The sequence below is a fragment of the Microlunatus speluncae genome (assembly GCF_009299835.1).
GTDB lineage: Bacteria > Actinomycetota > Actinomycetes > Propionibacteriales > Propionibacteriaceae > Microlunatus > Microlunatus speluncae.
On sequence record NZ_VKCZ01000020.1, the window covers coordinates 378,430 to 400,867 of the forward strand.

The window sequence follows — 22,438 nt, forward strand, 5'->3', positions numbered from 1 at the left end:
GCGCGGATTTGTCAGAGGCCGGAGGAGAGGACGATCCGGGCCAGGATGAAGGCAATGCCGTTGTTGACGGCGTGGGAGATCACGGCCGGCCAGATGGAGCCGCTGCGTTCGTACAGCCAGGCGTGCACCAGGCCGAGCAGGATGGCGGCGGGGAAGACGGCGTTGATGCCGTGGGCGAGGCCGAAGACCCCCGAGCTGAGCAGCGCGGCGATCAGGAAGCCCCAGCGCCGGAGCCAGCCGAAGCCGATGCCGCGGAAGAGCAACTCCTCGCCGATCGGGGTCAGGGCGGCGCCGAAGAGCACCAGCAGGCCGAACTGCCACCACAGTCCGCCCATCGCGGTCTCGGCCATGCCCTGCTGCGGGCTGGAGTGATCACCGGTGATCGCGACATAGCTGACCACGACCACGCGATTGACCAGGAAGCCGGCCAGGCCACAGCCGGCGCCGATCAGCAGCCAGCGGGCGGCGGGCCGGACCAGGCCGATCGCGGCGGCCGACCGGACCCGGATCAGACCGGCGGCGACGGCGGCCAGACCGGCCGACACGGCCGCGGTGAGGACCACCAGCAGGGTCGGCAGGGCCTGGCCCGAGGTCAGGGCGTCTCGGCCGAATGCGACCAAGATCACACCGGCACCGGCGAACTGGACCGCCAGATAGATCAGGGTCGCGAGCAGCACCTCGGGCAGTCCGATCCGTCGCCCGGTGGCGTTCCGGCCGATGGCGATCTTGCTCTCGGGCGCCGCCTGTGGCAGCGGTCCGGCGGCTCCCTCCGGCTGCTCGATCATGCTCAGACCCTACGGCTCAGTAGGTAGCCGTGGCACCCCGTCAATGTGACTCCAATCACTGATCCATGATCTATCACCGTACGCAATGAATACCCCAAGGGTCGGGAATATTGCTTTGAGAGGGCACCTTGCATGAGGTTGGATAGTTACCACGGTTCGTAATCTGCTACGTACTTCTCTCACCGTTCGAGGACTCCCTTTCATGTCTGCCGACTTATCGGCCCCATCGTCCTGCCCGCCCGTCGACACCAACCAGCCGGAACAGCCCACCCGCACGGTGGCCCCGGCAGCACCGCCGACATCGCTCGATCGCCCGCCGCTGATGGCTCCCATCGGTTCCGGACGGCTCGGCCTCGGCAAGTCCCAGCCCGACGGCACCGAACGACGTAGTCGTGTCGTATCCCTGCTGCGGTTCCGGCCCTATCTCCGGCCGCATCTGTGGCGCTTCATTCTCATGATCATCTTCGCGGTGGCCGGGGTGGCCACCAGCATCGTCGTGCCGCTGGTCACCCGTGCGGTGATCGACGGCCCGGTCGCGCACAGCGACCGCCCGGGGCTCTACACCCTCGGCGTGGCCGCGCTGGCGATCGGCATCATCGAAGCCCTGGTCGTCTTCGGGCGGCGCTGGGTCGTGTCCAAGGGCACGCTCGGCACCGAGACCGCGGTGCGCACCGACCTGTACGCGAAACTGCAGCGGCTGCCGATGAGCTTCCACGACCGCTGGCAGTCCGGTCAGCTGCTGTCCCGGATGATGAACGACCTGTCGACGATCCGCCGCTTCATCAGCTTCGGCGCGATCTTCCTCTTGATCAACATCATCCAGATCGCCGTGGTCACCGGCCTGCTGCTCAACATGTACTGGCCGCTCGGCCTGGTGGTGCTGGCGGCGATCGTGCCGATCACCGTGATGTGCCTGAAGAAGGAGCGCGAGCTCACCCGGCTGTCCCGCAAGATGCAGGACGAGACCGGCGACGTCGCTTCCTCCGTCGAGGAGAGCGCCCACGGCCTGCGGGTGATCAAGTCCTTCGGCCGCTCCGAGCACATGTTCAAGAAGTTCGACGCCCGGGCGACCCAGCTGTTCGACACCTCGTACCAGCGGATCAAACTGCTGGCCAAGTTCCGGACCTTCCTCGAGGTGGTGCCGAGCGTCACGGTGATCATCGTGCTCGGGCTCGGTGCCCTGGCCGCGGGCCGCGGCGAGGTCACGCTCGGCACCCTGGTCGCGTTCATCACCATGCTGCTGTCGCTGGTCTGGCCGATCGCGGCACTCGGCCTGCTGCTGTCCCAGGCCCAGGAGGCGATGACGGCGGCCGACCGGATCGCGGAGATCTTCGACGAGAAGAACGAGATCACCGACGGCCCGAAGAAGCTGGCCCAGGTCCGCGGCGAGGTGAAGTTCGAGGGGGCCGCGTTCCGGTTCCCCGACGCCGACACCGACGTGCTGCACGACCTCAACCTGACCATCAAGCCGGGCGAAACCGTGGCCGTCGTCGGGGCCACCGGCTCCGGCAAGACCGCGCTCACCGCCCTGGTGCCGCGTCTGTACGACGTCACCGCCGGCCGGATCACCATCGACGGGGTCGACATCCGCGACCTCAAGCTGGAGCAGGTCCGGACGATCGTCGCCACCGCCTTCGAGGACCCCACCCTGTTCTCGATGTCGGCCCGGGAGAACCTGACCCTGGGCAATCCGGAGGCGACCGAGGCGCAGGTCACCCAGGCCATCGACGTGGCCCAGGCGCACTTCGTCTACGACCTGCCGTGGGGCCTGAACACGCGAATCGGCGAGCAGGGGATGAGCCTGTCCGGCGGTCAGCGGCAGCGGCTCGCGCTGGCCCGGGCCGTGCTGGCCCAGCCCCGCGTGCTGGTGCTGGACGACACCCTGTCGGCGCTGGACGTGCACACCGAGGCGCTGGTCGAGGAGGCGCTGAAGCGGGTCCTGGTCGGCGTCACCGGCATCGTCGTCGCACACCGCGCGTCGACCGTGCTGCTGGCCGACAAGGTCGCGCTGCTCAGCAACGGGACGATCAGCCACGTCGGCACTCACGCCCAGCTGCTGAAGACCGTGCCGGAATACCGCGAGCTGCTCAGCGCGGACTTCGACACGGAGGAGGAGTTGGCCGAGCGGGACCGGCTCGAGCTCGAGGAGGCCGTTCGATGACCGCCCTGAAGAGCAACGAGGACGCGCGCACCGCCGAGACCGAGGCGAAGTCCAAGCTCGCGGTCGAGGCCTGGCGCGGCGTCGGCGCGGAGGAGAACGAGGAGATCCAGGCCCGCGGCAGCGTCTTCCTGAAGCGCCGCAGCCGGGCCCTGCTCGGCAGCCTGCTCAAGCCGTACCGCAGGTTCATCCTGGTGTTGATCTTGATCGTGGTGGTCGAGAACGCCGCCCGGCTGAGCATGCCCCGACTGGTCCAGATCGGCATCGACCACGGCGTGCCGCCGCTGATGAACGGCGGCATGCCGACCGAACTGCTGCAGGTGCTCGGCGTCATGGTCGGCGCGCTGGTGTTGCAGGGCATCGCCCGGTCGCTGTTCCTGCGGCATTCCGGCCGGGTCGGCCAGGAGGTGCTGCTGGCGATCCGGCGGCGGCTCTACCGGCACTTCCAGAAGCTCGACGTGAAGTTCCATGATCGCTACACGTCCGGCCGGGTGATCTCCCGGCTGACCAACGACATCGACGCGATCATGGAGCTGCTGGCCGGCGGCTTCGACGGGCTGGTCACCGCCGTGCTCACCCTGGTCGGCGTCGCGATTCTGCTGCTGACGATGGATCTGCATCTCGGCCTGATCTGCCTGGTCGGGTTCCCGATCCTGATCTTCCTGGTGCGGTGGTTCTCGCGTCAGTCGCAGCTGACGTACCGCAAGGTGCGGGAGCACTCGGCGATGGTGATCGTGCACTTCATCGAGACGATGACCGGGATCCGCGCGGTCGGGTCGTACCGGCGCGAGCCGCGCAACCAGCAGATCTTCGAGGACCTTTCGGAGCGCTACCGCGACTCCAACCTGGTCTCGTTCCGGCTGGTGGCGATCTTCCAGCCGGGGATCAAGCTGATCGGCAACCTGACCATCGGCGCGGTGCTGCTGTACGGCGGCTACCGGGTGATCCAGGGCGACATGACGGTCGGTGTGCTGGCCGCGTTCCTGCTCTACCTGCGGATGTTCTTCGAGCCGATGCAGGAGATCAGCCAGTTCTACAACACCTTCCAGTCGGCCTCGTCGGCGCTGGAGAAGGCGTCCGGAGTGCTGGAGGAGAAGCCGGGCGTGCCCGATCCGGTCGACCCCAAGTCGGTCCGCAACTCGAAGGGCGAGCTGCACTTCGACGACGTGACCTTCGCCTACGTGCCGGAGCGTCCGGTGCTGCCGGGCCTGGAGCTGAACATCCCGGCCGGCCAGACCGTCGCGCTGGTCGGCACCACCGGTGCCGGCAAGACCACGATCGCCAAGCTGATGGCGCGGTTCTACGACCCGACCGACGGCCGGGTCACACTGGACGGAGTTGATCTTCGTGAGATCGGCAACGATGACCTGCGGCGCTCGGTGGTGATGGTGACCCAGGAGAACTTCATGTTCGACGGTACGGTCGCCGACAACATCGCCTTCGGCAAGCCGGAGGCCACCCGGGCCGAGGTGATCGAGGCGGCGCGGGCGGTCGGCGCGGACGAGTTCATCAGCGCACTGCCGCAGGGTTACGACACCGACGTGGCCAAGCGCGGCTCCCGGCTGTCCGCCGGTCAGCGCCAGCTGGTCGCGTTCGCCCGGGCCTTCCTGGCCGACCCGGCGGTGTTGATCTTGGACGAGGCGACGTCCAGCCTGGACGTGCCGAGCGAGCGGCTGGTGCAGAAGGCGCTGCAGACGATCTTGAAGGATCGGACCGCGGTGATCATCGCGCACCGGCTGAGCACGGTCGAGATCGCCGACCGGGTGCTGGTGCTGGAGCACGGCCGGATCCTCGAGGACGGCAGCCCCGCCGCCCTGACCACCCGGAAGGACGGCCGCTACGCCGCCCTGCACAACGCCTGGACCGAATCCCTCGCCTAACCCCAACCCCGACTTGTCAGACTCTCACCACGCCAGGGCGTGGTGAGAGTCTGACAACTCGGGGGTTTCGGCTATTTGAGGGCGTTGAGTTTTTCGGTGAGGTGGTCGGGGAGGTAGTCGGCTACGTCGCGGAGCGAGCTCGCGGAGCGGCCGAAGTTGGCGTACTTCTCGTCGCCGGTGCCGAGCTGGTCGGCGACGGTGTGGACGGCGCGGTAGCCGAGCAGGCCGGGGATGCCGAAGGCCGCGCCGTAGACCAGTGGGCCGACCATGCCGCGGGTGGACAGGGATCCCGGCTCGCTGTCCGTGTCCTCCAGGACGACCGCGGTCGCCACAGCCGTCGCCAGGGCGTGCAGCACGGGGCGCTTCCGGGTCAGCCGCTCGGCGACCACCCCGAGGGCGGCGACGGCCCCGACCAGGGCGCCGACATGCACGGTGCCCCAGCCGGCGTCGTCGACGTAACTTCGCTCCTCGACGGCGCTCGCGGCCTGCTGGAACGCGGCCGCCGGCTGGCTTCGGATGGGTTGTTCGATCAGTCGGCCGGCGACGTAGCCGAGGCCGAGCCCGATGGCGCGGGACAGACGCATGGACGCAGACATGATCGTCGATTCTGCCGCACCTCGGCCCCGACTGTGGGGAAGGCACAAGTCGGAGGGGTGAAAGTTGGTGGGGTCTGACTCGACGGCAGCGCCCCGAGCCTGGAAATGTGAGACTTTGGTCCGTTCGGTCGGCTTCGCCGGGCCGAATCGCGAGGTCAGGAGGCAACGCTCAGTGTTCAGGCGCATCGCCATCGTCAATCGGGGGGAAGCCGCGATGCGGCTGATCAACGCGGTCCGCGAGTTGAACGCCGAGCGGGGCAGCGAGATCGAGACGGTGGCGCTCTACACCGAGGCCGAGCGCACCGCGATGTTCGTCCGGGAGGCCGACCGGGCCTATCCGCTCGGACCCGCGGCGAACCGGCCCTACCTCGACCTGGCCCGGCTGGAGCAGGCGCTGACCGAGACCGAGGCGGATGCCGCCTGGGTCGGCTGGGGCTTCGTCGCCGAGGACCCGGCGTTCGCCGAGCTGTGCCAGCGGATCGGGGTCACGTTCATCGGCCCCAGTGCGGAGGCGATGCGGCACCTGGGCGACAAGATCGGCTCCAAGCTGATCGCCGAGGAGGTCGGCGTCCCGGTGGCGCCGTGGAGCCGCGGGTCGGTCGACACGGTCGACGACGCGATCACGGTGGCCAACGGGATCGGCTATCCGGTGATGCTGAAGGCGACCGCCGGTGGCGGCGGCCGCGGCATCCGGGTGATCGAATCCGACGCCGAGCTGAAGGAGGCCTATCAGCGCACCCGGGACGAGGCCGAGCGGGCGTTCGGCAGCGGCGTCGTCTTCCTGGAGCGGCTGGTCACCGGGGCCCGGCACGTCGAGGTGCAACTGATCGCCGACGGCCAGGGCACGGCCTGGGCGCTGGGGGTCCGGGACTGTTCGGTGCAGCGGCGGAACCAGAAGATCATCGAGGAATCGGCCTCACCGGTGCTCAGTGCCGAGCAGGTGGCCGAGCTGAAGTCGTCGGCGGAGCGGCTGGCGCTGAAGGTCGGCTATCGCGGCGCCGGCACCGTCGAATTCCTCTATCACCCGGGCGAGCGGCTGTTCGCCTTCCTCGAGGTGAACACCCGGCTCCAGGTCGAGCACCCGATCACCGAGCTGACCCGGTTCGTCGACCTGGTCCGGCTGCAGCTGCAGGTCGCGGCCGGCGAGCGGCTGACCGAGGAGCCACCGGCCGAGCTCGGCCACGCGATCGAGGCCCGGCTGAACGCCGAGGACCCGGACCGCGACTTCGCCCCGTCGCCCGGCCGGATCGCCCGGCTGGATCTGCCCCGCGGGCCGGGCATCCGGGTCGACACGGGCATCGGCGAGGGTGACACGATCCCGGCCGACTTCGATTCCATGATCGCCAAGATCATCGCGTACGGCCGCACCCGGGACGAGGCGCTCGGCCGGCTCCGCCGGGCGGTCGGCGACACCACGGTGGTGCTGGAGGGCGGGACCACCAACAAGAGCTTCATCCTGGAGCTGCTCGACCAGGCCGACGTGATCGACGGCAGCGCCGACACCGGCTGGATCGATCGGGTCCGCGACGAAGGCCGGTTGATCACCCACCGGCATTCCGGCGTGGCGTTGGTCGCGGCGGCGATCGAGGCCTACCAGGAGGCCGAGGAGGTCGAACGGCAGCGACTGCTGGAGACCGCGTTCGGCGGCCGGCCGCAGGTGCAGCACGAGGTCGGTCGGGCGATCGACGTGAAGCTGCGCGGCGCCGCGTACCGGCTGGTGGTGGCCCGGACCGGAGCCGAGCGCTACCGGGTCGCCATCGAGTCCGGCGACGAACTGCACACGGTCGAGGCCGAGCTGGAGCGCTACGACGGCTACGAAGCGCGGCTGGTCCTGGCCGGCCGGCGGTTCCGGTTGATCACGGCGACCCACGGCCCGGTGCACTTCGTCGAGGTCAACGGGGTGACGCACCGGGTCAGCCGGGACGAGGGTGGCGTGCTGCGGGCCCCGGTGCCGGCGCTGGTGGTGGCCACGCCGGTGTCGGTCGGCGCCGAGGTCGAGGCGGGCGCTCCGGTGCTGGTGCTGGAGAGCATGAAGATGGAGACCGTGGTGCACGCGCCGTTCCGGGCGATCGTGCGCCAGCTCGCGGTCGCTGCCGGGGCCCAGGTCGAGACCGGGGCGCCGCTGGTCCGGCTGGAGCCGCTGGCCGGCGACGCCGGCGCGGTCGTCGACACGGTCGCCGGTGTTGATCTTGAACTGCCGGAGCCGGTGGCGCGGCCGACCGCCCCCGAGCGGCTGGCCCGCGGCTACGACGAGCTGCGCAGCGTGCTGCTCGGATTCGATCTTGATCCGCGGGACGAGGGCCGGGCGCTGGCCGGCTACCTCACCGCCCGGGCCGAGTTGCCGGCGCCGCCGCTGGCGGAGGACACCGGGTTGCTCCGGCTGTTCGCCGATTTCGCCGACCTGAGCCGCAACCGGCCGGCCGCCGAGGAGTTGGACACCGAGCTGCGGGTGCACTCACCGCGGGAGCACTTCCACACCTACCTGAAGACGCTGGACGTCACCCGTGGCGCGCTGCCGGACTCGTTCGTCGAGCGGCTGTCCCGGGTGCTCGGTCACTACGGGATCACCGACCTGGATCGCAGCGAGCCGTTGGTCGACGCCGTGTTCCGGATCTTCCTGGCCCAGCAGCGCACCGCGCCCGACCTGCAGCTGGTCACCTCGCTGTTGCAGCGCTGGCTGGCCGAGCCGCGGCCGGAGCCGGAGCGCCGGGAGGAGGCGCACGCCGTCCTTGATCATCTGGTGCTGTCCACCCAGCTCCGCTTCCCGGCGATCGGCGATCTGGCGCGGTCGGTGCGGTTCCGCTGGTTCGACGCGCCGCTGGTCGACGAGGCCCGGGCCGAGGTGCTGGCCAGCGTCCGCAGCGAGCTGGCCGACCTGGCCGAGCACCCCGATGCGCCCGGCTATGCCGAACGGGTCGCCGCGTTGGCCACGATCCCCGAGCAGTTGATCAGATTCCTGGCCGAGCGGCTGGAGCAGGGCGTCGTGCCGACGACCGAGCCGATGCTGGAGGTGCTGATCCGTCGGCACTATCTGGAGTACGGACTGCACGAGGTACGGAACTCCCGGCACCATCGGCGTCCCTACACCACCGCCCGCTACGAGCTGGACCAGCGAAAGACCTATCTGGTCAGCACGATCGGCACCGTCGCCGAGCTGGCCGACCTGCGCAGCACCCTGGTCCGTGATCTTCGTTCCGCCGTCGCCGCCAAGCCGGCCGGTCATGAGCCGGTGGTCGATCTCTACCTGCACTGGCCCGAGGCGCCGACCGACGTGCAGGAGGCGTCGGACCGGCTGCGTGATCTTGTCGCCGCGCTCCCGATCCGCAAGCGGTGCCGCCGGATCGCGGTGGCGATCGCGCCGGGCGAGGGCCGGCCGGTGTTCTACTTCACCTACCGGCCGCAGCGGCGGACCGTCGTCGAGGACGACAACGTGCGCGGGGTGCACCCGATGGTCGGCCGCCGGCTCAACCTGTGGCGGCTCCGCGATTTCATGATCACCCGGCTGGACGCGCCCGAGGACGTACTGCTGTATCACTGTGTGGCCAAGGAAAATGCGGCCGACGAGCGGCTGGTCGCGCTGGCCCAGGTCCGCCAGTTCGCGGTGGTCCGGGACGACGAGGGCATGATCACCTCGCTGCCGCACGTCGAGCGGGCGATCACCAACTGCCTGGAAGGGATCCGCCGGGCCCGCACCGAACGCGGCGCTGCCGGGGCCAAACTGGACATGAATCACGTCTGGGTGACCGTCTGGCCGGCGATCGACGCCGAGGTGGCCGAGCTGACCGCGCTGGAGCGCAACATCACCCCGCTCACCGTCGGCGCCGGGATCGAAGAGGTGATGATCCAGGGCCGGGTCACCGGCTCGCACGGCGTCCCGTTGCCGGTGGTCGGTCGGTTCTACAAGCAGCCCGGCGCCGGCGTGCAGACCGTCGTTGAGCGGCCGCCGACCGAGCAGCTGAAACCGCTGGACGACTATGCGCAGAAGGTCGTCCGGGCCCGCCGCCGGGGCACCGTCTACCCGTACGAGCTGGCCGGCATGATCGCCGGCACCGGCGGCTCCTTCGTCGAACATGATCTTCGGCCCAACGGCACCCTGGCGCCGGTGAAGCGGCCGCGTGGCCAGAACACCGCGGGCATGATCACCGGCGTGGTCAGCACGCCGACCAAGCGGCACCCGAAGGGGATCAACCGGGTGGTGCTGCTGGGTGATCCGACGAAGTCGCTCGGGGCGCTGGCCGAGCCGGAATGCGCCCGGGTGATCGCCGCGCTCGACCTGGCCGAGAAGCAAAAGGTGCCGGTGGAGTGGTTCGCCATCTCGTCCGGTGCGCGGATCTCGATGGCCTCCGGCACGGAGAACATGGACTGGGTGGCCAAGGCGCTGAAGCGGATCGTCGAGTTCACCCAGGCCGGGGGTGAGATCAACATCGTGGTGGCCGGGATCAACGTCGGCGCGCAGCCGTACTGGAACGCCGAGGCGACCATGCTGATGCACACCAAGGGGCTCTTGATCATGACCCCGGACAGCGCGATGGTGCTGACCGGCAAGCAGACCCTGGACGTCTCCGGCGGCGTCTCGGCCGAGGACAACTTCGGTATCGGCGGCTACGACCGGGTGATGGGGCCGAACGGGCAGGCGCAGTACTGGGCCCCTGATCTGGCCGGCGCCCGCGACATCCTGATGGCGCACTACGACCACAGCTACGTGGTGCCGGGGGAGCGGACCCCGCGACGGGCCGAGACCACCGATCCCCATGATCGGGACGTGACGGTCTTCCCGCACGACCCGGCGGACGGCGGCTTCCGTACTGTGGGGGAGATCTTCTCGGCCGAAACCAACCCGGACCGGAAGAAGGCCTTCAACATCAGGACCCTGATGCGGGCCGTGGCCGATGCCGATCACCCGGCGCTGGAACGCTGGGCCGGGATGGCCGACGCCGAGATGGCCGTGGTGCACGACGCGCGACTCGGCGGCTTCGGAGTCTGCCTGCTCGGCATCGAGTCGAAACCCGTGCCCCGGCAGGGATTCCCGCCCACCGACGGCCCGGACACCTGGACCGCCGGCACGCTGTTCCCAAGATCATCGAAGAAAGCGGCGCGGGCGATCAACACGGCCAGTGGCAACCGGCCGCTGGTGGTGCTGGCCAACCTGTCCGGCTTCGACGGCTCGCCGGACTCGATGCGCAACCTGCAGCTGGAGTACGGCGCGGAGATCGGCCGGGCGATCGTCAACTTCCGCGGCCCGATCGTGTTCTGCGTCGTCTCCCGCTATCACGGCGGCGCCTTCGTCGTCTTCTCCAAGCAGCTCAACCCGTCGATGACCGTGCTCGCCGTCGAGGGCGCGTACGCCTCGGTGATCGGCGGTGCCCCGGCCGCCGCGGTCGTGTTCGCCGGCGACGTGAACGCCCGCACCGCGGCCGATCCCCGGGTGGTCGAGCTGGAGTCCAAGATCGCCGCCGCGCAGAGTGATCAGGAGAGTGGCGCCTCCCTGACCCCGGTGGATCGCGCCACCCTGGCCGCCGAGCTGGCCGAGGTCCGGTCGGCCGTGCGAACGGAGAAGATCAGCGAGGTCGCCGACGAGTTCGACCGGGTGCACAGCAGCCGCCGCGCCGTCGAAGTCGGCTCGGTCGACGCGGTGATCGCCCCCGAGGAACTCCGACCCCAGTTGATCATCGCGATCGAACGAGGGCTGCGCGGGAACTGATGTCGTCCGCGCAGCGAAAGGCGACCCTCGAGGATCTGCACGCGATCGCCTCGGGAATGCCGCATGCGGTCCGAGGCCAGGGTGGTCGCGGGCAGGAGATCTACTGGGTCGGCCAGAAGTCGTTCATCATTCTCGGTTTGCCCAAGGTCGATGCCTTCGACCCGGCGACCGGCGAACGGCTCCGGGACGTGATCGTCTTCCGGGTGCCGTCGGAGGGCGACAAGGCAGCTCTGCTGCAGGACGGATCTCAACCGTACTTCACCACTCCGCATTTCGATCGCGGGATGTCGGTGCTGATCCGAGCCAGCCGGCTCGGCGAGCTCAGCCGGGCCGAGTTGACCGAGTTGATCCAGGAGGCCTGGCTGAGTTGTGCATCGGCCCGCAGAGCCGCTGCCTGGCTCCGGCACCACGAGCTGCGGTGATCCGACTCGGTCGTGCGGACCGGTCTGATCGAAACGTCTCGTGACTTGGTACCTGGCGGATTCGCCCCCGATTCATCGGTTGGCTGGAGGCTTCTTGCCGGGTCCTTGGCGCCCGGCCCCACTAACCTCAGCCGGGTGAACCTACGCGTGGCTGTCGATCAGATCCGTCGGCACCCGTCCGCGGTGCTGCTCGCGGTCCAACTGATCGGCGTGCTGATCTATCCGTACATGGACGACTCGACGCCCGGACGGCTGGCGTTCGAGACGTTCGGTCTGTTGGTGCTGCTGCTGGCCGTGCTGTCGGTACGCGAGCTGCCCGGCCCGACCTGGTTCGTCGTGTCGCTGGCCGGTGCCGCGGCTGGGCTGGCGATCGTCGACATCTTCTGGCACAACGTCGCGGTGCAGGCCGTGTCGGCGGTGCTGCACGCGATCTTCTACTTCTGGGCGACCGCGACCCTGCTCGGCTACATGCTGCGCGACCGCAAGGTGACCACCGACGAACTGTTCGCGGTGGGGGCGACGTTCACGCTGGTTGCCTGGGGCTTCGCGTACCTGTTCCTGCTGCTGCAGATCCTGCAGCCCGGCTGCTTCATCGCGGCAGTGAACTCGGCCGACCCACGCACCTGGACCGAGCTGCTCTTCCTCAGCTTCACCACCCTGTCCAGCACCGGCCTGTCCGACATCATCCCGATCACCGCCCAGGCCCGCTCCGTCGTCATGCTTGAGCAACTCGCCGGCCTCGGCTACGTCGCCCTCGTGGTCTCCCGCCTGGTCGCCCTGACCACCCTCCGCACCCGCGGCGACACCTGATCCCGGTTCCTGATCTTGACCGTGGCCCCGGAGCGTGGGTCGCGGCGGTGTGTGGGAGTCGACCGTGGTCGAGAAATGACCGGGCACGGGGCTGGATCTGCGTGCGGAAGTCGACACCGGTAGAGAAATGAGCACTTACCGGGGACCAGCCGGGTCAGGAGCCGGGAGTCGACTCTGGTGGAGAAGCATCGGGTTCCTGGCCGGTTCGAGGGCGGAAGTCGACACAGGTCGAGAAAGTCCGGGTGCTGGGCTGGTTCGGGTGCGGAAGTCGACCGTGGTGGAGAAACGTCCGGGCACGGACTGGTACGGGGTGCGGAAGTCGACCGTGGTCGAGAAACGACCGGGCACGGGCCGGAGCTGGGTGCGGAAGTCGACACAGGTAGAGAAACGACCGGGTACTAGCCGGGATCTGTGTGCGGAAGTCGACACAGGTAGAGAAATGAGCACTTACCGGGGGCCGGCCGGGTCGGGATACGGGAGTCGACTCTGGTGGAGAAGCGATCGGGATCCTGGCCGGTTCGAGGAGCGGAAGTCGACACAGGTAGAGAAACGCCCCGGGATCGGCGGATCGGGATTCGTGCCGAGGGACCTCGGACGGACGTCGGGCGACCGAGTGGGGCCGGCACCATGATCATGAAGGCTCGAGGCGGCGGCGTGCCCTCGAAGACGATCAGGATGTCACCGGCATCGGCCGACCGCGGATGCCTTGCAGCTGGGCCCGCGCTCAGGACCCAGCACCGCGTTGAGGTAGGTCGACAGCATCCGGTGATTGGCGCCGACGTGACCGCGGACGCCGGTCTGCTCGGTGGTCCTGCAGGCTGGGCCAGCCAGCGGGTGACGGTCGGGTTGAGGTTCTGCGGGCTGAAGAGCCCGTCCAGCACCATGGCCGCGGCGCCGCCGACCACGGCTCCGCCCACAAGATCGCACTCACCTACCCCTGAAACCCCACCCCGAGCCGACTTGTCAGAACTGAGGTGTGCCAGGGGGCTACTCAGTTCTGACAAGTCGGGGGGAAGGGTCAGCCGAGGCGGTGCTTGGCCTTCTTCATGCCGCGCTTCAGGTCCTTGGCCAGGTCGTCGCCGGTCTCGGTGAGCACGTCGACCGCGTCCTCGGCCTTGGCCCGGCCCTCCTGGATCAGGTCGTCGATCGCGCCGACGAGCTGGCTGTAGCGCTTGTTGCCCTTCGCGTTCCGGGTGGCGAAGCCGACCACCGCGGCCGCCAGGGCCACGATGACCCCGAGGACCAGCCAGCCCGGCATGCCGCCGTTCTTCTTGGATTCAGACACCGCAGATTCCTCTCTCTCACGCCGGATCGCCGTGCTGGGCCGATCCGCCTTGACCACGATGAGATTAGCCCCGTACCCACTTCCGACCTGGGGAACCGCCTGCCGACCGGGTTACGTGTCATCGAGCCGCCTGCGGGGCCTCGGGTAGCGTGGCACGCCATGTCACCTGCAGCGCCGGCGTTGGCCGAGATCGCGGAGCGGCACGGCGTCGCCCCGGCCGCCGTGACCGCGGTCCAGTCGGGCGGCGAGGCGAACCACGTCTACTTCCTCGGTGACCGGCTGGTGCTGCGGATCGCCCGGGACCGGCCGGCCTTCGTCGCCGATCTGGTCAAGGAGGCCATGATCATTCCGGCGGTACGGGAGCTGGGGGTACGGACGCCGGCCATGATCGAGTTCGACGACAGCGGGACCGTCACCGCGACGCCCTACCTGGTGCTGGAACGCGCTCCGGGCGGCCGGCCCGAGGTGCCCGAACGGCCGACCGATGATCACTGGGGTCGGCTCTATCGGGAGGTCGGCGCGGAGCTGGCCGGGCTGCACCGAGGAGCCCCGCACCCCGCCGGATCACCACTCTCCGGCCGGTCCGAGATCCGGGTGGACAGCCGGGAGGATCCGCGGGACGGGATCCCCGCCCTGGCCGCCGCCGGGCAGCTGAACGCCGCCGACGTCGACTGGTTGATCACCTGGTTCGACCGCCTCGCCGCGATCCGGCCCGATGATCATCAACGGACGCTGATCCACGGCGACCTGTCGCCGACCAATCTGCTGGCCGACCCGGCGACGGCCGCGCTGACCGCGATCATCGACTGGGGCGACGCGGCCTGGGCCGATCCGGCGACCGACTTCGCCAAGTTGCCGCTGCGTGCCGTCCCGTACGCCCTCGACGGCTATCTCGCCGCCCTCGGCGTCGGCGATCCGGAAATTGCCCGGGCCTGGGCGTCACGGATCCTGTGGCAGCACCTGAGTTGGGCGATCAACCGGCTCGGCAGCGAACCGGCCGCCGGCGCACCCCACTGGAGTGCGCCGCCGGCCAGTCGCCTGCTGGATCTGTTGCGGTTCTTCCTGACCGACCCACCCTCGCCCTGGTCGGCCCTGCGCTGATCCCGGCCGGATCAGTGATCAACAGCGGTGCGATCACGATCCTGGCGTACGGTCTTGATCACTCCGTCGGCCGCGCTCCAGACGGCGATCACGATCATGATCACCACGCCGATGGTGGTCGTGGTCTGCTGCGCCGACGCGGCCCGGTCCGGCGCCACCGCCTGGAAGAAGGCCGGGTTGAGCAGGCTGCCGGTGGTGAGCAGCACCACCCCGACGACACCGGCCACGACGGCCAGCAGGGCGTTGACCGCGGCCAGCGCCGGCGTCCACCGGCCCCGCCGGTAGAGCACGATCCCCAGCGCCAGGCCGGCGACGGTCAGGACCAGCAGGATGCCCAGCCAGAGCGGCCATCGGGTGGGCTCCAGCACCGGGAGGCCAACGCCGCCCTGTTGCACGAAGCCGGCGAAGCGGTCCCAGCAGACCGCCGCGATCATCACCACCGCGAAGATCAACGAGGCGACCACGTCGGCGAGACCGAGCCCCTTGGGCCGGGGTTCCGGCAACGCGTCCAGCGACCAGCCGTCGCGTGATCGCCGGGTCCCGGTGCGTTCCACGATCACGAAGACGAGCGTGGTCCAGAACCCGAGGTGGACGCCGACGGTCAGGATCGACGTGACGATGGAGGCGATCACCTCACCGACATTCGCGCCGCTGAGCACCCGGCCGAGCGCGATGCCGGCCGCCGCGATCGGCAGCACGATCAGGAGCAACAGCTTCAACAGCCGCCACCAGTCGAGGTAGTACTCGGGGCCGATCAGGTGCAGCGGGCGGTCGACGTAGCCGGCGGCCAGCCGTTCGGGATCGCCGAGCCCGGTCAGCACGGCCCGTTCGGCGGCCTCGGGCGGTTCACCGTTCGCCGTACGCGCCTCGATCGCATCCTCGATCGAGGCCCGCAGCTCGGCCTCCAGCTCGGCCCGGCCGGACTCGGGCACGGAGCGGGTGGCGGCCAGCAGATAGCGGTCGGTGTAGTTCGTCATGTCAGTTGTCCTTCGGCAGAGATTGGATGGCGGTGCTGAGGGAGTGCCAGTCGGCGGTCAGTTCGGCGGCGAGCTGCCGGCCGTCCGGGCTGGTGCGATAGAACTTGCGCGGCCGGGCCTCGTCGGTGTTCCACTCGCTGGCCAGGTAGCCCTGCTTCTCCAGGCGACGGAGCAGGGGATAGAGGGTGTTCGCGTCGACCGTGAAGCCGCGCTCGACGAGCTCTTCCAGCAATCCGTAGCCGTAGCCCGGATCGCGCAACAGCTGCAGGCAGGCGAGGACGACCGTCCCCCGCCGCAGCTCCTGGAGATGCATCGCCAACACGTCGCCCGTTGTCATGTCGAACACAATACTGTGTGTCACACACTATCGTCAATGGCGCATCATAGGTCTACGGACGATTAGGGGATCGTGGCTCGTCAAACGGCGATCGCGACGATCATGGAAAGAGCCGGCGACACGATTCGTCCGGCCGGGGCGACACGAGTCGCCAGCAGCCCTGAAGTTGTAGTACTGTCCTGCTCGGTTGCCGGAGGGCACGAACCCCCGAGCGTTCTCTCCGGCAACCACCTTCAATATCTCGGCCGGTTGCGACGGCCTTCCTCAGCGAATGCCGATCAGGCGAATTCGAGCCCGGCCACGGCACCGATCACGGTGATCGCCGGCGGCCTGATCCCCGCAGTCACCGCCCGCTCGGCGATGCCGGCAAGATCACCACGGACCACCCGCATGCTCGGCAGGCCGCCGTCGGCGATCGTGGCCGCGGGCAACCCGGCCGGCATCCCCTGCTTGATCAACTCGGCGGTGATCGCCGGCAGGGTGGCCACCCCCATCATGATCACCAAGGTGGTGCCGCCGCGGGCCAGCGCGGCCCAGTCGAGGGTGCTGCTCGGGTGGCCGGGTGGCACGTGGCCGGACACGACGGTGTAGCCCTGGACCAGATCCCGGTGGGTCAGCGGCACCCCGGCCAGCCCGGGCACGCCGGTCGAGGCGCTGACACCGGGAATGACCCGGATCGGCACCCCGGCCGCCAAACAGGCCTCCCACTCCTCGCCGCCGCGGCCGAAGATGAAGCCGTCGCCACCCTTCAGCCGCACCACCAGTTGGCCGGCCCGGGCTCGGTCGACCAGAAGTTGATCAATGGTCTCCTGCCGGGTTGTCCGGCCGCCCGGCACCTTCCCGACATCGATCACCTCGGCGTCCGGCCGGGCCTCGGCCAGGCTGGCCAACGGGGCCAGTCGGTCGGTCAAGATCACGTCGGCGCGGCGCAGCGCCGCCAGCCCGCCGACCGTGAGCAGGTCCGGGTCGCCGGGCCCGCCGCCGATCAAGATCACCTCACCGGTCCGGGTCGGCCCGGCGTCGCCGTGGTCCGGCCGGCTCGAGCGGTGCATCGGCCGGCCCAATCGGCGGCAGCGCTCGGCCAACTGCCGATCGAGTTCATGATCATCGTTCGCCGCGACGACCAGCGCCGCCGCGCCGATCGCACTGTCGGTCACCGGTCCGCGGTGCCAGGCGAGCAGCTCGCGGTCGGCCAGATCCTCCAGGCTGGCGACCACCTGCTCGGCCGCCACGGTGATCTCGGCCGACGCCCGCTGCAGCTCGGCCACCACGGTCAACGCGGTCGGCCCGCCGCCCACCACCAGCACTGAACAGCCGGCCAACTCGAGCTCATGCACGCTCCGACCGTACCGGGCGAGCCCCGGTGCTGCGCGTTGCCGGCCTGCTCGGGGTCGACGCGACCCTTGTCGGCCGCCGCGACCGCTGCGGTGGTCGCGCCGGCCGGTATCAGTCGCGGCAGCGGCTTGCGACCATCGCGGGAGCCGGCGACGGCGGCGCGGCGCGGGCGTGGCCGTAGAGTTCTGCCGTGGACGACGACGCGGGCTCCGGACGGCGCCGACGCGGGCCGTCGCGGGTGCTGCGGATCGTGCTGGTCGGGATCCTCACGCTGGCGTTCGCGGGCGTCCTGCTGGTGACGGTCCGCTGGCCCGCCGTGTCGGCCGTGACCTGCCCGGAGTGTTACGGGATGCAGCCGTTGACCTCCGACATCTACGTCGAGCGTGACCTGCCGCCCGCCGAACGCGAGCGCGTGGTGCGGGTGCTGACGGCGGCCCGGCAACGGATCTCGGCGTTCTACGGCCCGGCCACGACCGCCCCGCGGATCCTGGTCTGCACCACCACGAACTGCTACCGGCGGATCGGCGGCGGCGGCGAGGCCGGCGTCGCGGTGCTGAACCGGGCCCTGATGCTCGCGCCGCGCGGCGTCACCGAGGTGATCGCCTCCCACGAGCTGTCCCATGTCGAGCTCCGGCAACGGCTGCGTGGCGCAGGGGTGCCGCAGTGGTTCAACGAGGGCCTGGCCGTCGTGGTCTCCAATGATCCGCGCTACCTCCGGCCCGAGGGCGCGGGGGACCGGTGCCGGGTCGAGCCGGCCGGCCCGCTCCCGGAGACCCTGGACGCCTGGCTCAAAGCCGGCGCCGCCGACGACCGCGTATACGCCCGCGCCGCCTGCGCCGTCGACCGCTGGGCCCGCGCCCGCGGCGGCCGCGCCGCGATCACCGACCTGATCGAACGCCTGGCCGCCGGCGAAACCTTCACCCACGCCACCCGCTGACCCCCGCGCCCGGCCGGATCTGGCCCGGGTTGGTGCGTTTCTCTACCTGTGGCGAGAAATGGGCGGGATCGGGCCGGAATCGTGCCCACTTCTCTACCTGTGTGGAGAAACGTCCGTCGCGGTCGGCTGGCTGGCTCCGCGCAGGCGTGGTTCGGCCCGGCTTGGTGCGGTTCTCTACCTGTGGCGAGAAATGGGCGGGATTGGATGGAGTTGGGGCTGATTTCTCTACCTGTGTGGAGAAACGTCCGTCCCGGTCGGCGGTCTGGCCCTGCGCAGTCGTGAGTTCGGCCGGGGTTGGTGCGTTTCTCTACCTGGGCGGAGAAACGTCCCTCCCGTCCACGGCGGCGTCACCCAGACGGGCGAGGAGGGGCGGGGGTTCAGGGGTAGGCGCGGATCCGGGCGACGTGGGATTCGGTGAGCCAGGGGACGGCGGGGTTGCCGACGCGTGGGGCGAGGTCGATCAGCATGGCGGCGCCGGCCCAGCGGCGGAAGTCGGGGTCGAGGTCGTCGGCGGCGTCGTAGCCGGTGCGCCAGGCCGCGATCGCCCGGTCGAGCAGTGGGGCCAGGGTGCCGTCGGGATCGGGGGACAGGGCCAGGATCGACTCGGTCCGGGCCCGGTCGTAGCGCGGGTCGCCGAGCGTCGCGTTGGCCCAGTCGAGCACGGCGACGATCTTGTCGTCGCGGACCAGGACGTTGAGCGGGTGGTAGTCCAGGTGCAGCAGCCGCGGCTCGCCGACCTTCAAGGCTCGGAGCCGCTGGTCGACCGCGTCGCCGGTGCTGCGCCGCTCGATCCAGTCGGGCCCGCGGTCGGGCAGGTCCGGGCCGGTCAGCTCGTTGATCATCCGCTGCAGCCGGCCGAAGTCGATCATCAGCCGATCGCGTACGTTCTCGTCGGTGGCGGGATCGAGCAGCGCCTCGGCCAGCGGCCGGCCGGCCACCCAGTCCATCAGGTAGGCGGGCCGGTCGGCGTCGACCGCCGTGGCCAGCACCTCGGGCACCGGGATGGCGGTGCCGGCCAGCGCGCGGAAGATCGCCACCTCCTGCTCGGCCTGCTCCCGGCGACCGTCGCGGAGCACCCTCAGGGCGTACGCCTGATCATCGACGGTGGCCCGCCAGAGCAGCGCATCCGCGCCGCCGGTGACCGGCTCGACCGCCGTCGGCTCCGCCAGGCCGAGCCGGCGCAGCACGGCCGTGGGGTCGACGGAGTCCGGGGAGTCGGCGGGCATGGATCCGACCTTAGTCGCCGCCGAGGGGGACGTTCGCGTTTCGTTCCCTCCGACAGGCTCACGGTACGGGAGCATGTCCGATCCGCAGGGCGCGAAGGCCGCAGGTGATCATTTCGCCGAGCAGGCCGATGCCGATCGAGAACGGATAGGAGCGGGTCTCCGGGTGGACGCCGAGTTGGCCGCCGGCGTACCCGAGACCGAAGCTGACCGCGGTGCCGAGGATCCAGACCGTGAGCGTCGGCCAGGTGTAGCGCTGATGCAGCACCCCGTCCCGGACGAAGAGGCCGCTGGTGCCGCCGCGGATGGCGCCGAAGACCAGGCCGACGACGATGCCCAGAGCCAGCCAGGCCAGGTCGATCCCGGTCCAGCCGGTGACCTTGGTCAGGCTGTACGCGCCGATGCCGATCATGATCAACGGCGTCGCCACGAGGTCCTTCGCCACCAGGGGCTCCCCGCGGAAGCGGCGGACGATGGTGTAGATCACCAGACCGATGATCGCCACCGGGATCAGCAACTCACGCACCAGAGGTTCCTTCCAGGATTTATCACAGTCGAGATATAAACAGATTAGCACAAGTGAGATAAAATAGGCGGATGCCGAAACTGGTCGACCCGCAGCAACGCCGCCGGCTGGTGATCGACGCCTTCTTCCGACTCATCCGCGACGAGGGGATCGAGCGCGCCTCGCTGCGCAATGTCGCGACCGAGGCCGAGCTCAACATCGGCTCGGTCCGGCACTACTTCGACGACTACGACGACCTGCTCACCGCGGCCGTGGACGAGTTGGTGGACCGGATCAGCGCCCGGCTGCTGGCGCACGTGGATCGGCTGCCGCCGCCCGGCGACACCGCGGGGCGCTATCGGGTCGCGCTGGACATGCTCGAGGAACTGCTGCCGCTGGACGAACGGCGTCGGGCCGAGACGACGGTCTGGCTGACCCTGGCGGAGCGGTCCCGCACGGTGCCGGCGCTGCGGCCGGCGGCCGAGCGGCTGTTCGAGGGCACCCGGACGATGATCAAGCGGATCGTCGACCGGGCCGGCGTGGACCAGCCGGCGATCAGGGTGGAGACGATCGCCAGTCTGATCGACGGCCTGGCGTACAACGGGGTGCACTTCCCCGACCGGCTCAGCTCCCGGCGGGCGCGGCAGGTGCTGAAGCTGCACCTGGAGACGCAGCTGAACCATAGGATCGGCACCAGCACGGACTGAGCTCCGGGCCGTCGGGGCGAGCTGACTGCTCCCGACCCAGCTTCCGAGCCCGTGGGAGTGCGATGCGACCCCGAGGTCCCTGGATCGTCGCCGGCCTGCTGTTCGTCGTGCTGATGGTGCTGGCGTCGAGGTACGGCTTCCATCGCGACGAGTTCTACTTCATCGAGGGCGGCCGGCACCCGGACTGGGCGCAGCCGGACAACCCGATCCTGATCCCGCTGCTGGCCACGGCCTGGCACGACCTGGTGGGCGGCAACCTGATCGCGTTCCGGATCCTGCCCGCGCTGGCCGGCGCCGGGACGATCCTGATCGCCGCCGCGACCGCCCGGCAACTGGGCGGCACCGACCGGCAGCAGACCATCACCGCGCTGGTCACGGCGCTCAGCTCCTTTCCGATGGCGATCGGGCACCTGTTCTCGATCTCCACCTTCGACCTGCTGCTCACCTCGGCGGTGATCATGCTGCTGATCCGGGCCCTACGCACGCCGGACCGGCTGCCCGGCTGGCTCTGGCTCGGCGTGATCACCGGGATCGCGCTGGAGGTCAAGGTGTTGCCGGCGCTGGTGCTGGCCTGCTGCCTGGCCGGGTTGCTCCTGCTCGGCCCGCGCGCGCCACTGGCCCGGCCCGGACCCTGGATCGCCGCCGGGATCGCGCTGCTGCTCGCGGCGCCGAACCTGATCTGGCAGGCGGTCCACGGCTTCCCGATGCGGGAGATCGCGGCCAACATCGCGGCCGGCGGCTCGGCGTCCTCGGCCGACCGGATCATGATCATCCCGATGCACCTGCTGTTGATCGGACCGCTTTTGTCGGTCTTGGCGATCGCCGGGCTGGTCGCCACGTTCGTCGTCCCCCGATTGCGTGATCACCGCTGGGTCGCGCTCGCGTACCTGCTGTTGTTGATCATCATCGTGATCACCGGCGGCAAGCCGTACTACCAGGCCGGGCTGTTTCCGGTCGCGCTCGCGCTGGGCGTGATCGCCGTCTCCGGCTGGCTGCTCCGGGTGGTCTGGCGTCGGATCGTGGCGATCGCGCTGCTGGTCGTCGTCAGCGTGCCCACGGCGGCCTTCTCGCTGCCGGTGGCCCCGGTCGGCTCGACCGTCTTCGAGATCGCGGCCGCGGTCAATCCCGACTCGGCCGAGACCGTCGGCTGGGACGACTTCACCGAGACGGCCGTCCGGGTCGCCGCCCGGATCCCGGCCGCCGACCGGGCCGACGCGATCGTGCTGGCCAGCAACTACGGCGAGGCCGGATCGCTGGCCCGGGCCCGGCGGCTCGACCTGTCGACGCCGGCCGGCCCGGCCGGAGCGCTGCCGCCGATCTATTCCGGGCACAACGCGTTCGGGGCCTGGGGGCCGCCGCCGGCCGCGGTCCGGACCGCCGTCGTGATCGGCGAGTTCGACCAGGCCGAGCTCGACCGCTGGTTCTCCCGCTGTGAGCCGGTCGAGGAGTTCGCCTCGCCGCCCGGCGTGGACAACGAGGAGGACGGCGCCCCGTTCCGGCTCTGCACCGGGATGCTGCGGCCCTGGCCCGAGCTGTGGCCGGAAGTACGCCGACTCGGCTGACACCCGGCCCGCCGACCTGGTTAATCTGACCTCGGCCGACGGTGGGTCGAGCCCGGTTGAGGGTTGGAGTCTTCCCTGAACTGTCACGCGTGTGTAAATCTTCACCCCGGATCGGTA

Annotated in this window: 17 protein-coding genes and 1 pseudogene; 9 read left to right on the top strand and 9 right to left on the bottom strand. The window is 69.9% G+C overall.

Annotated features, from left to right (window positions below; all coding sequences use genetic code 11):
* Nucleotides 1-11: 11 nt before the first annotated feature.
* Nucleotides 12-785 carry a CPBP family intramembrane glutamic endopeptidase gene (locus tag FNH24_RS27230; protein WP_152365374.1) on the bottom strand — a complete coding sequence of 258 codons (774 nt, stop codon included), beginning with the start codon at nucleotides 783-785 and terminating at the stop codon, nucleotides 12-14.
* Nucleotides 786-1,107: 322 nt separating this feature from the next.
* Between FNH24_RS27230 and FNH24_RS27235 the strand changes: the two genes are divergently transcribed.
* Nucleotides 1,108-2,946 carry an ABC transporter ATP-binding protein gene (locus tag FNH24_RS27235; RefSeq protein WP_152365375.1) on the top strand — a complete coding sequence of 613 codons (1,839 nt, stop codon included), beginning with the start codon at nucleotides 1,108-1,110 and terminating at the stop codon, nucleotides 2,944-2,946.
* Nucleotides 2,943-4,823, top strand: coding sequence for an ABC transporter ATP-binding protein (locus FNH24_RS27240; RefSeq protein WP_152365376.1), 1,881 nt, complete (start codon nucleotides 2,943-2,945; stop codon nucleotides 4,821-4,823). The genes FNH24_RS27235 and FNH24_RS27240 overlap by 4 nt, the downstream gene beginning before the upstream one ends.
* A gap of 71 nt (nucleotides 4,824-4,894) precedes the next feature.
* Here the strand turns inward: FNH24_RS27240 and FNH24_RS27245 are convergent, their stop codons facing one another.
* On the bottom strand, nucleotides 4,895-5,419 hold the full coding sequence (locus FNH24_RS27245) for a cobalamin biosynthesis protein (RefSeq protein ID WP_152365377.1): 525 nt from the start codon (nucleotides 5,417-5,419) through the stop codon (nucleotides 4,895-4,897).
* Between the two features lie 172 nt (nucleotides 5,420-5,591).
* Here FNH24_RS27245 and FNH24_RS27250 point away from each other — a divergent pair, with 172 nt between their 5' ends.
* From FNH24_RS27250 to FNH24_RS27260, 3 genes are all read left to right on the top strand, one after another.
* On the top strand, nucleotides 5,592-11,120 hold the full coding sequence (locus FNH24_RS27250; RefSeq protein ID WP_152365378.1) for an ATP-binding protein: 5,529 nt from the start codon (nucleotides 5,592-5,594) through the stop codon (nucleotides 11,118-11,120).
* Nucleotides 11,120-11,542: an MmcQ/YjbR family DNA-binding protein gene (locus FNH24_RS27255; RefSeq protein ID WP_152365379.1), complete on the top strand. Its 423-nt coding sequence runs from the start codon at nucleotides 11,120-11,122 to the stop codon at nucleotides 11,540-11,542. The genes FNH24_RS27250 and FNH24_RS27255 overlap by 1 nt, the downstream gene beginning before the upstream one ends.
* Before the next feature lie 135 nt (nucleotides 11,543-11,677).
* Entirely contained in the window at nucleotides 11,678-12,352 is a 675-nt protein-coding gene (locus FNH24_RS27260) for a potassium channel family protein (protein WP_246187093.1), read from the top strand.
* Between the two features lie 1,018 nt (nucleotides 12,353-13,370).
* On the opposite strand, the gene FNH24_RS27265 is transcribed toward FNH24_RS27260, so the two are convergent.
* Nucleotides 13,371-13,637 carry a hypothetical protein gene (locus FNH24_RS27265; protein ID WP_152365380.1) on the bottom strand — a complete coding sequence of 89 codons (267 nt, stop codon included), beginning with the start codon at nucleotides 13,635-13,637 and terminating at the stop codon, nucleotides 13,371-13,373.
* 159 nt (nucleotides 13,638-13,796) lie between these two features.
* On the opposite strand from FNH24_RS27265, the gene FNH24_RS27270 reads away from it, so the two are divergent.
* Nucleotides 13,797-14,738 carry a phosphotransferase family protein gene (locus FNH24_RS27270; RefSeq protein WP_152365381.1) on the top strand — a complete coding sequence of 314 codons (942 nt, stop codon included), beginning with the start codon at nucleotides 13,797-13,799 and terminating at the stop codon, nucleotides 14,736-14,738.
* An 11-nt stretch (nucleotides 14,739-14,749) separates the two neighbouring features.
* On the opposite strand, the gene FNH24_RS27275 is transcribed toward FNH24_RS27270, so the two are convergent.
* The 4 genes and pseudogenes from FNH24_RS27275 to FNH24_RS32525 all read right to left on the bottom strand — a co-directional run.
* Nucleotides 14,750-15,715 (bottom strand): permease prefix domain 1-containing protein, encoded by a 966-nt coding sequence (locus tag FNH24_RS27275; protein ID WP_152365382.1) that lies wholly within the window; start codon nucleotides 15,713-15,715, stop codon nucleotides 14,750-14,752.
* A 1-nt stretch (nucleotide 15,716) separates the two neighbouring features.
* Entirely contained in the window at nucleotides 15,717-16,052 is a 336-nt protein-coding gene (locus FNH24_RS27280) for a PadR family transcriptional regulator (RefSeq protein ID WP_152365383.1), read from the bottom strand.
* 278 nt (nucleotides 16,053-16,330) lie between these two features.
* The gene (gene cobA / locus FNH24_RS27285) at nucleotides 16,331-17,104 is read right to left on the bottom strand and encodes a uroporphyrinogen-III C-methyltransferase (RefSeq protein ID WP_246187133.1); all 774 of its coding nucleotides are present in this window, start codon (nucleotides 17,102-17,104) and stop codon (nucleotides 16,331-16,333) included.
* Nucleotides 17,084-17,389, bottom strand: a pseudogene (locus tag FNH24_RS32525) (precorrin-2 dehydrogenase/sirohydrochlorin ferrochelatase family protein); the annotation flags it as partial. The gene cobA and the pseudogene FNH24_RS32525, both read right to left, overlap by 21 nt.
* Nucleotides 17,390-17,577: 188 nt before the next feature.
* On the opposite strand from FNH24_RS32525, the gene FNH24_RS27290 reads away from it, so the two are divergent.
* Nucleotides 17,578-18,324 (top strand): hypothetical protein, encoded by a 747-nt coding sequence (locus FNH24_RS27290; protein ID WP_152365385.1) that lies wholly within the window; start codon nucleotides 17,578-17,580, stop codon nucleotides 18,322-18,324.
* A 377-nt stretch (nucleotides 18,325-18,701) separates the two neighbouring features.
* Here FNH24_RS27290 and FNH24_RS32045 read toward each other — a convergent pair whose 3' ends face one another.
* Complete coding sequence (locus tag FNH24_RS32045; protein WP_217428566.1) at nucleotides 18,702-19,550, bottom strand: phosphotransferase family protein; 849 nt, start codon at nucleotides 19,548-19,550, stop codon at nucleotides 18,702-18,704.
* A 58-nt stretch (nucleotides 19,551-19,608) separates the two neighbouring features.
* The gene (locus FNH24_RS27300) at nucleotides 19,609-20,073 is read right to left on the bottom strand and encodes a hypothetical protein (protein WP_217428567.1); all 465 of its coding nucleotides are present in this window, start codon (nucleotides 20,071-20,073) and stop codon (nucleotides 19,609-19,611) included.
* Between the two features lie 71 nt (nucleotides 20,074-20,144).
* Between FNH24_RS27300 and FNH24_RS27305 the strand changes: the two genes are divergently transcribed.
* Both FNH24_RS27305 and FNH24_RS27310 read left to right on the top strand, forming a co-directional pair.
* Nucleotides 20,145-20,759, top strand: coding sequence for a TetR/AcrR family transcriptional regulator (locus tag FNH24_RS27305; RefSeq protein WP_152365386.1), 615 nt, complete (start codon nucleotides 20,145-20,147; stop codon nucleotides 20,757-20,759).
* 62 nt (nucleotides 20,760-20,821) lie between these two features.
* Complete coding sequence (locus FNH24_RS27310) at nucleotides 20,822-22,321, top strand: glycosyltransferase family 39 protein (protein ID WP_152365387.1); 1,500 nt, start codon at nucleotides 20,822-20,824, stop codon at nucleotides 22,319-22,321.
* The last annotated feature ends 117 nt before the right edge of the window (nucleotides 22,322-22,438 follow it).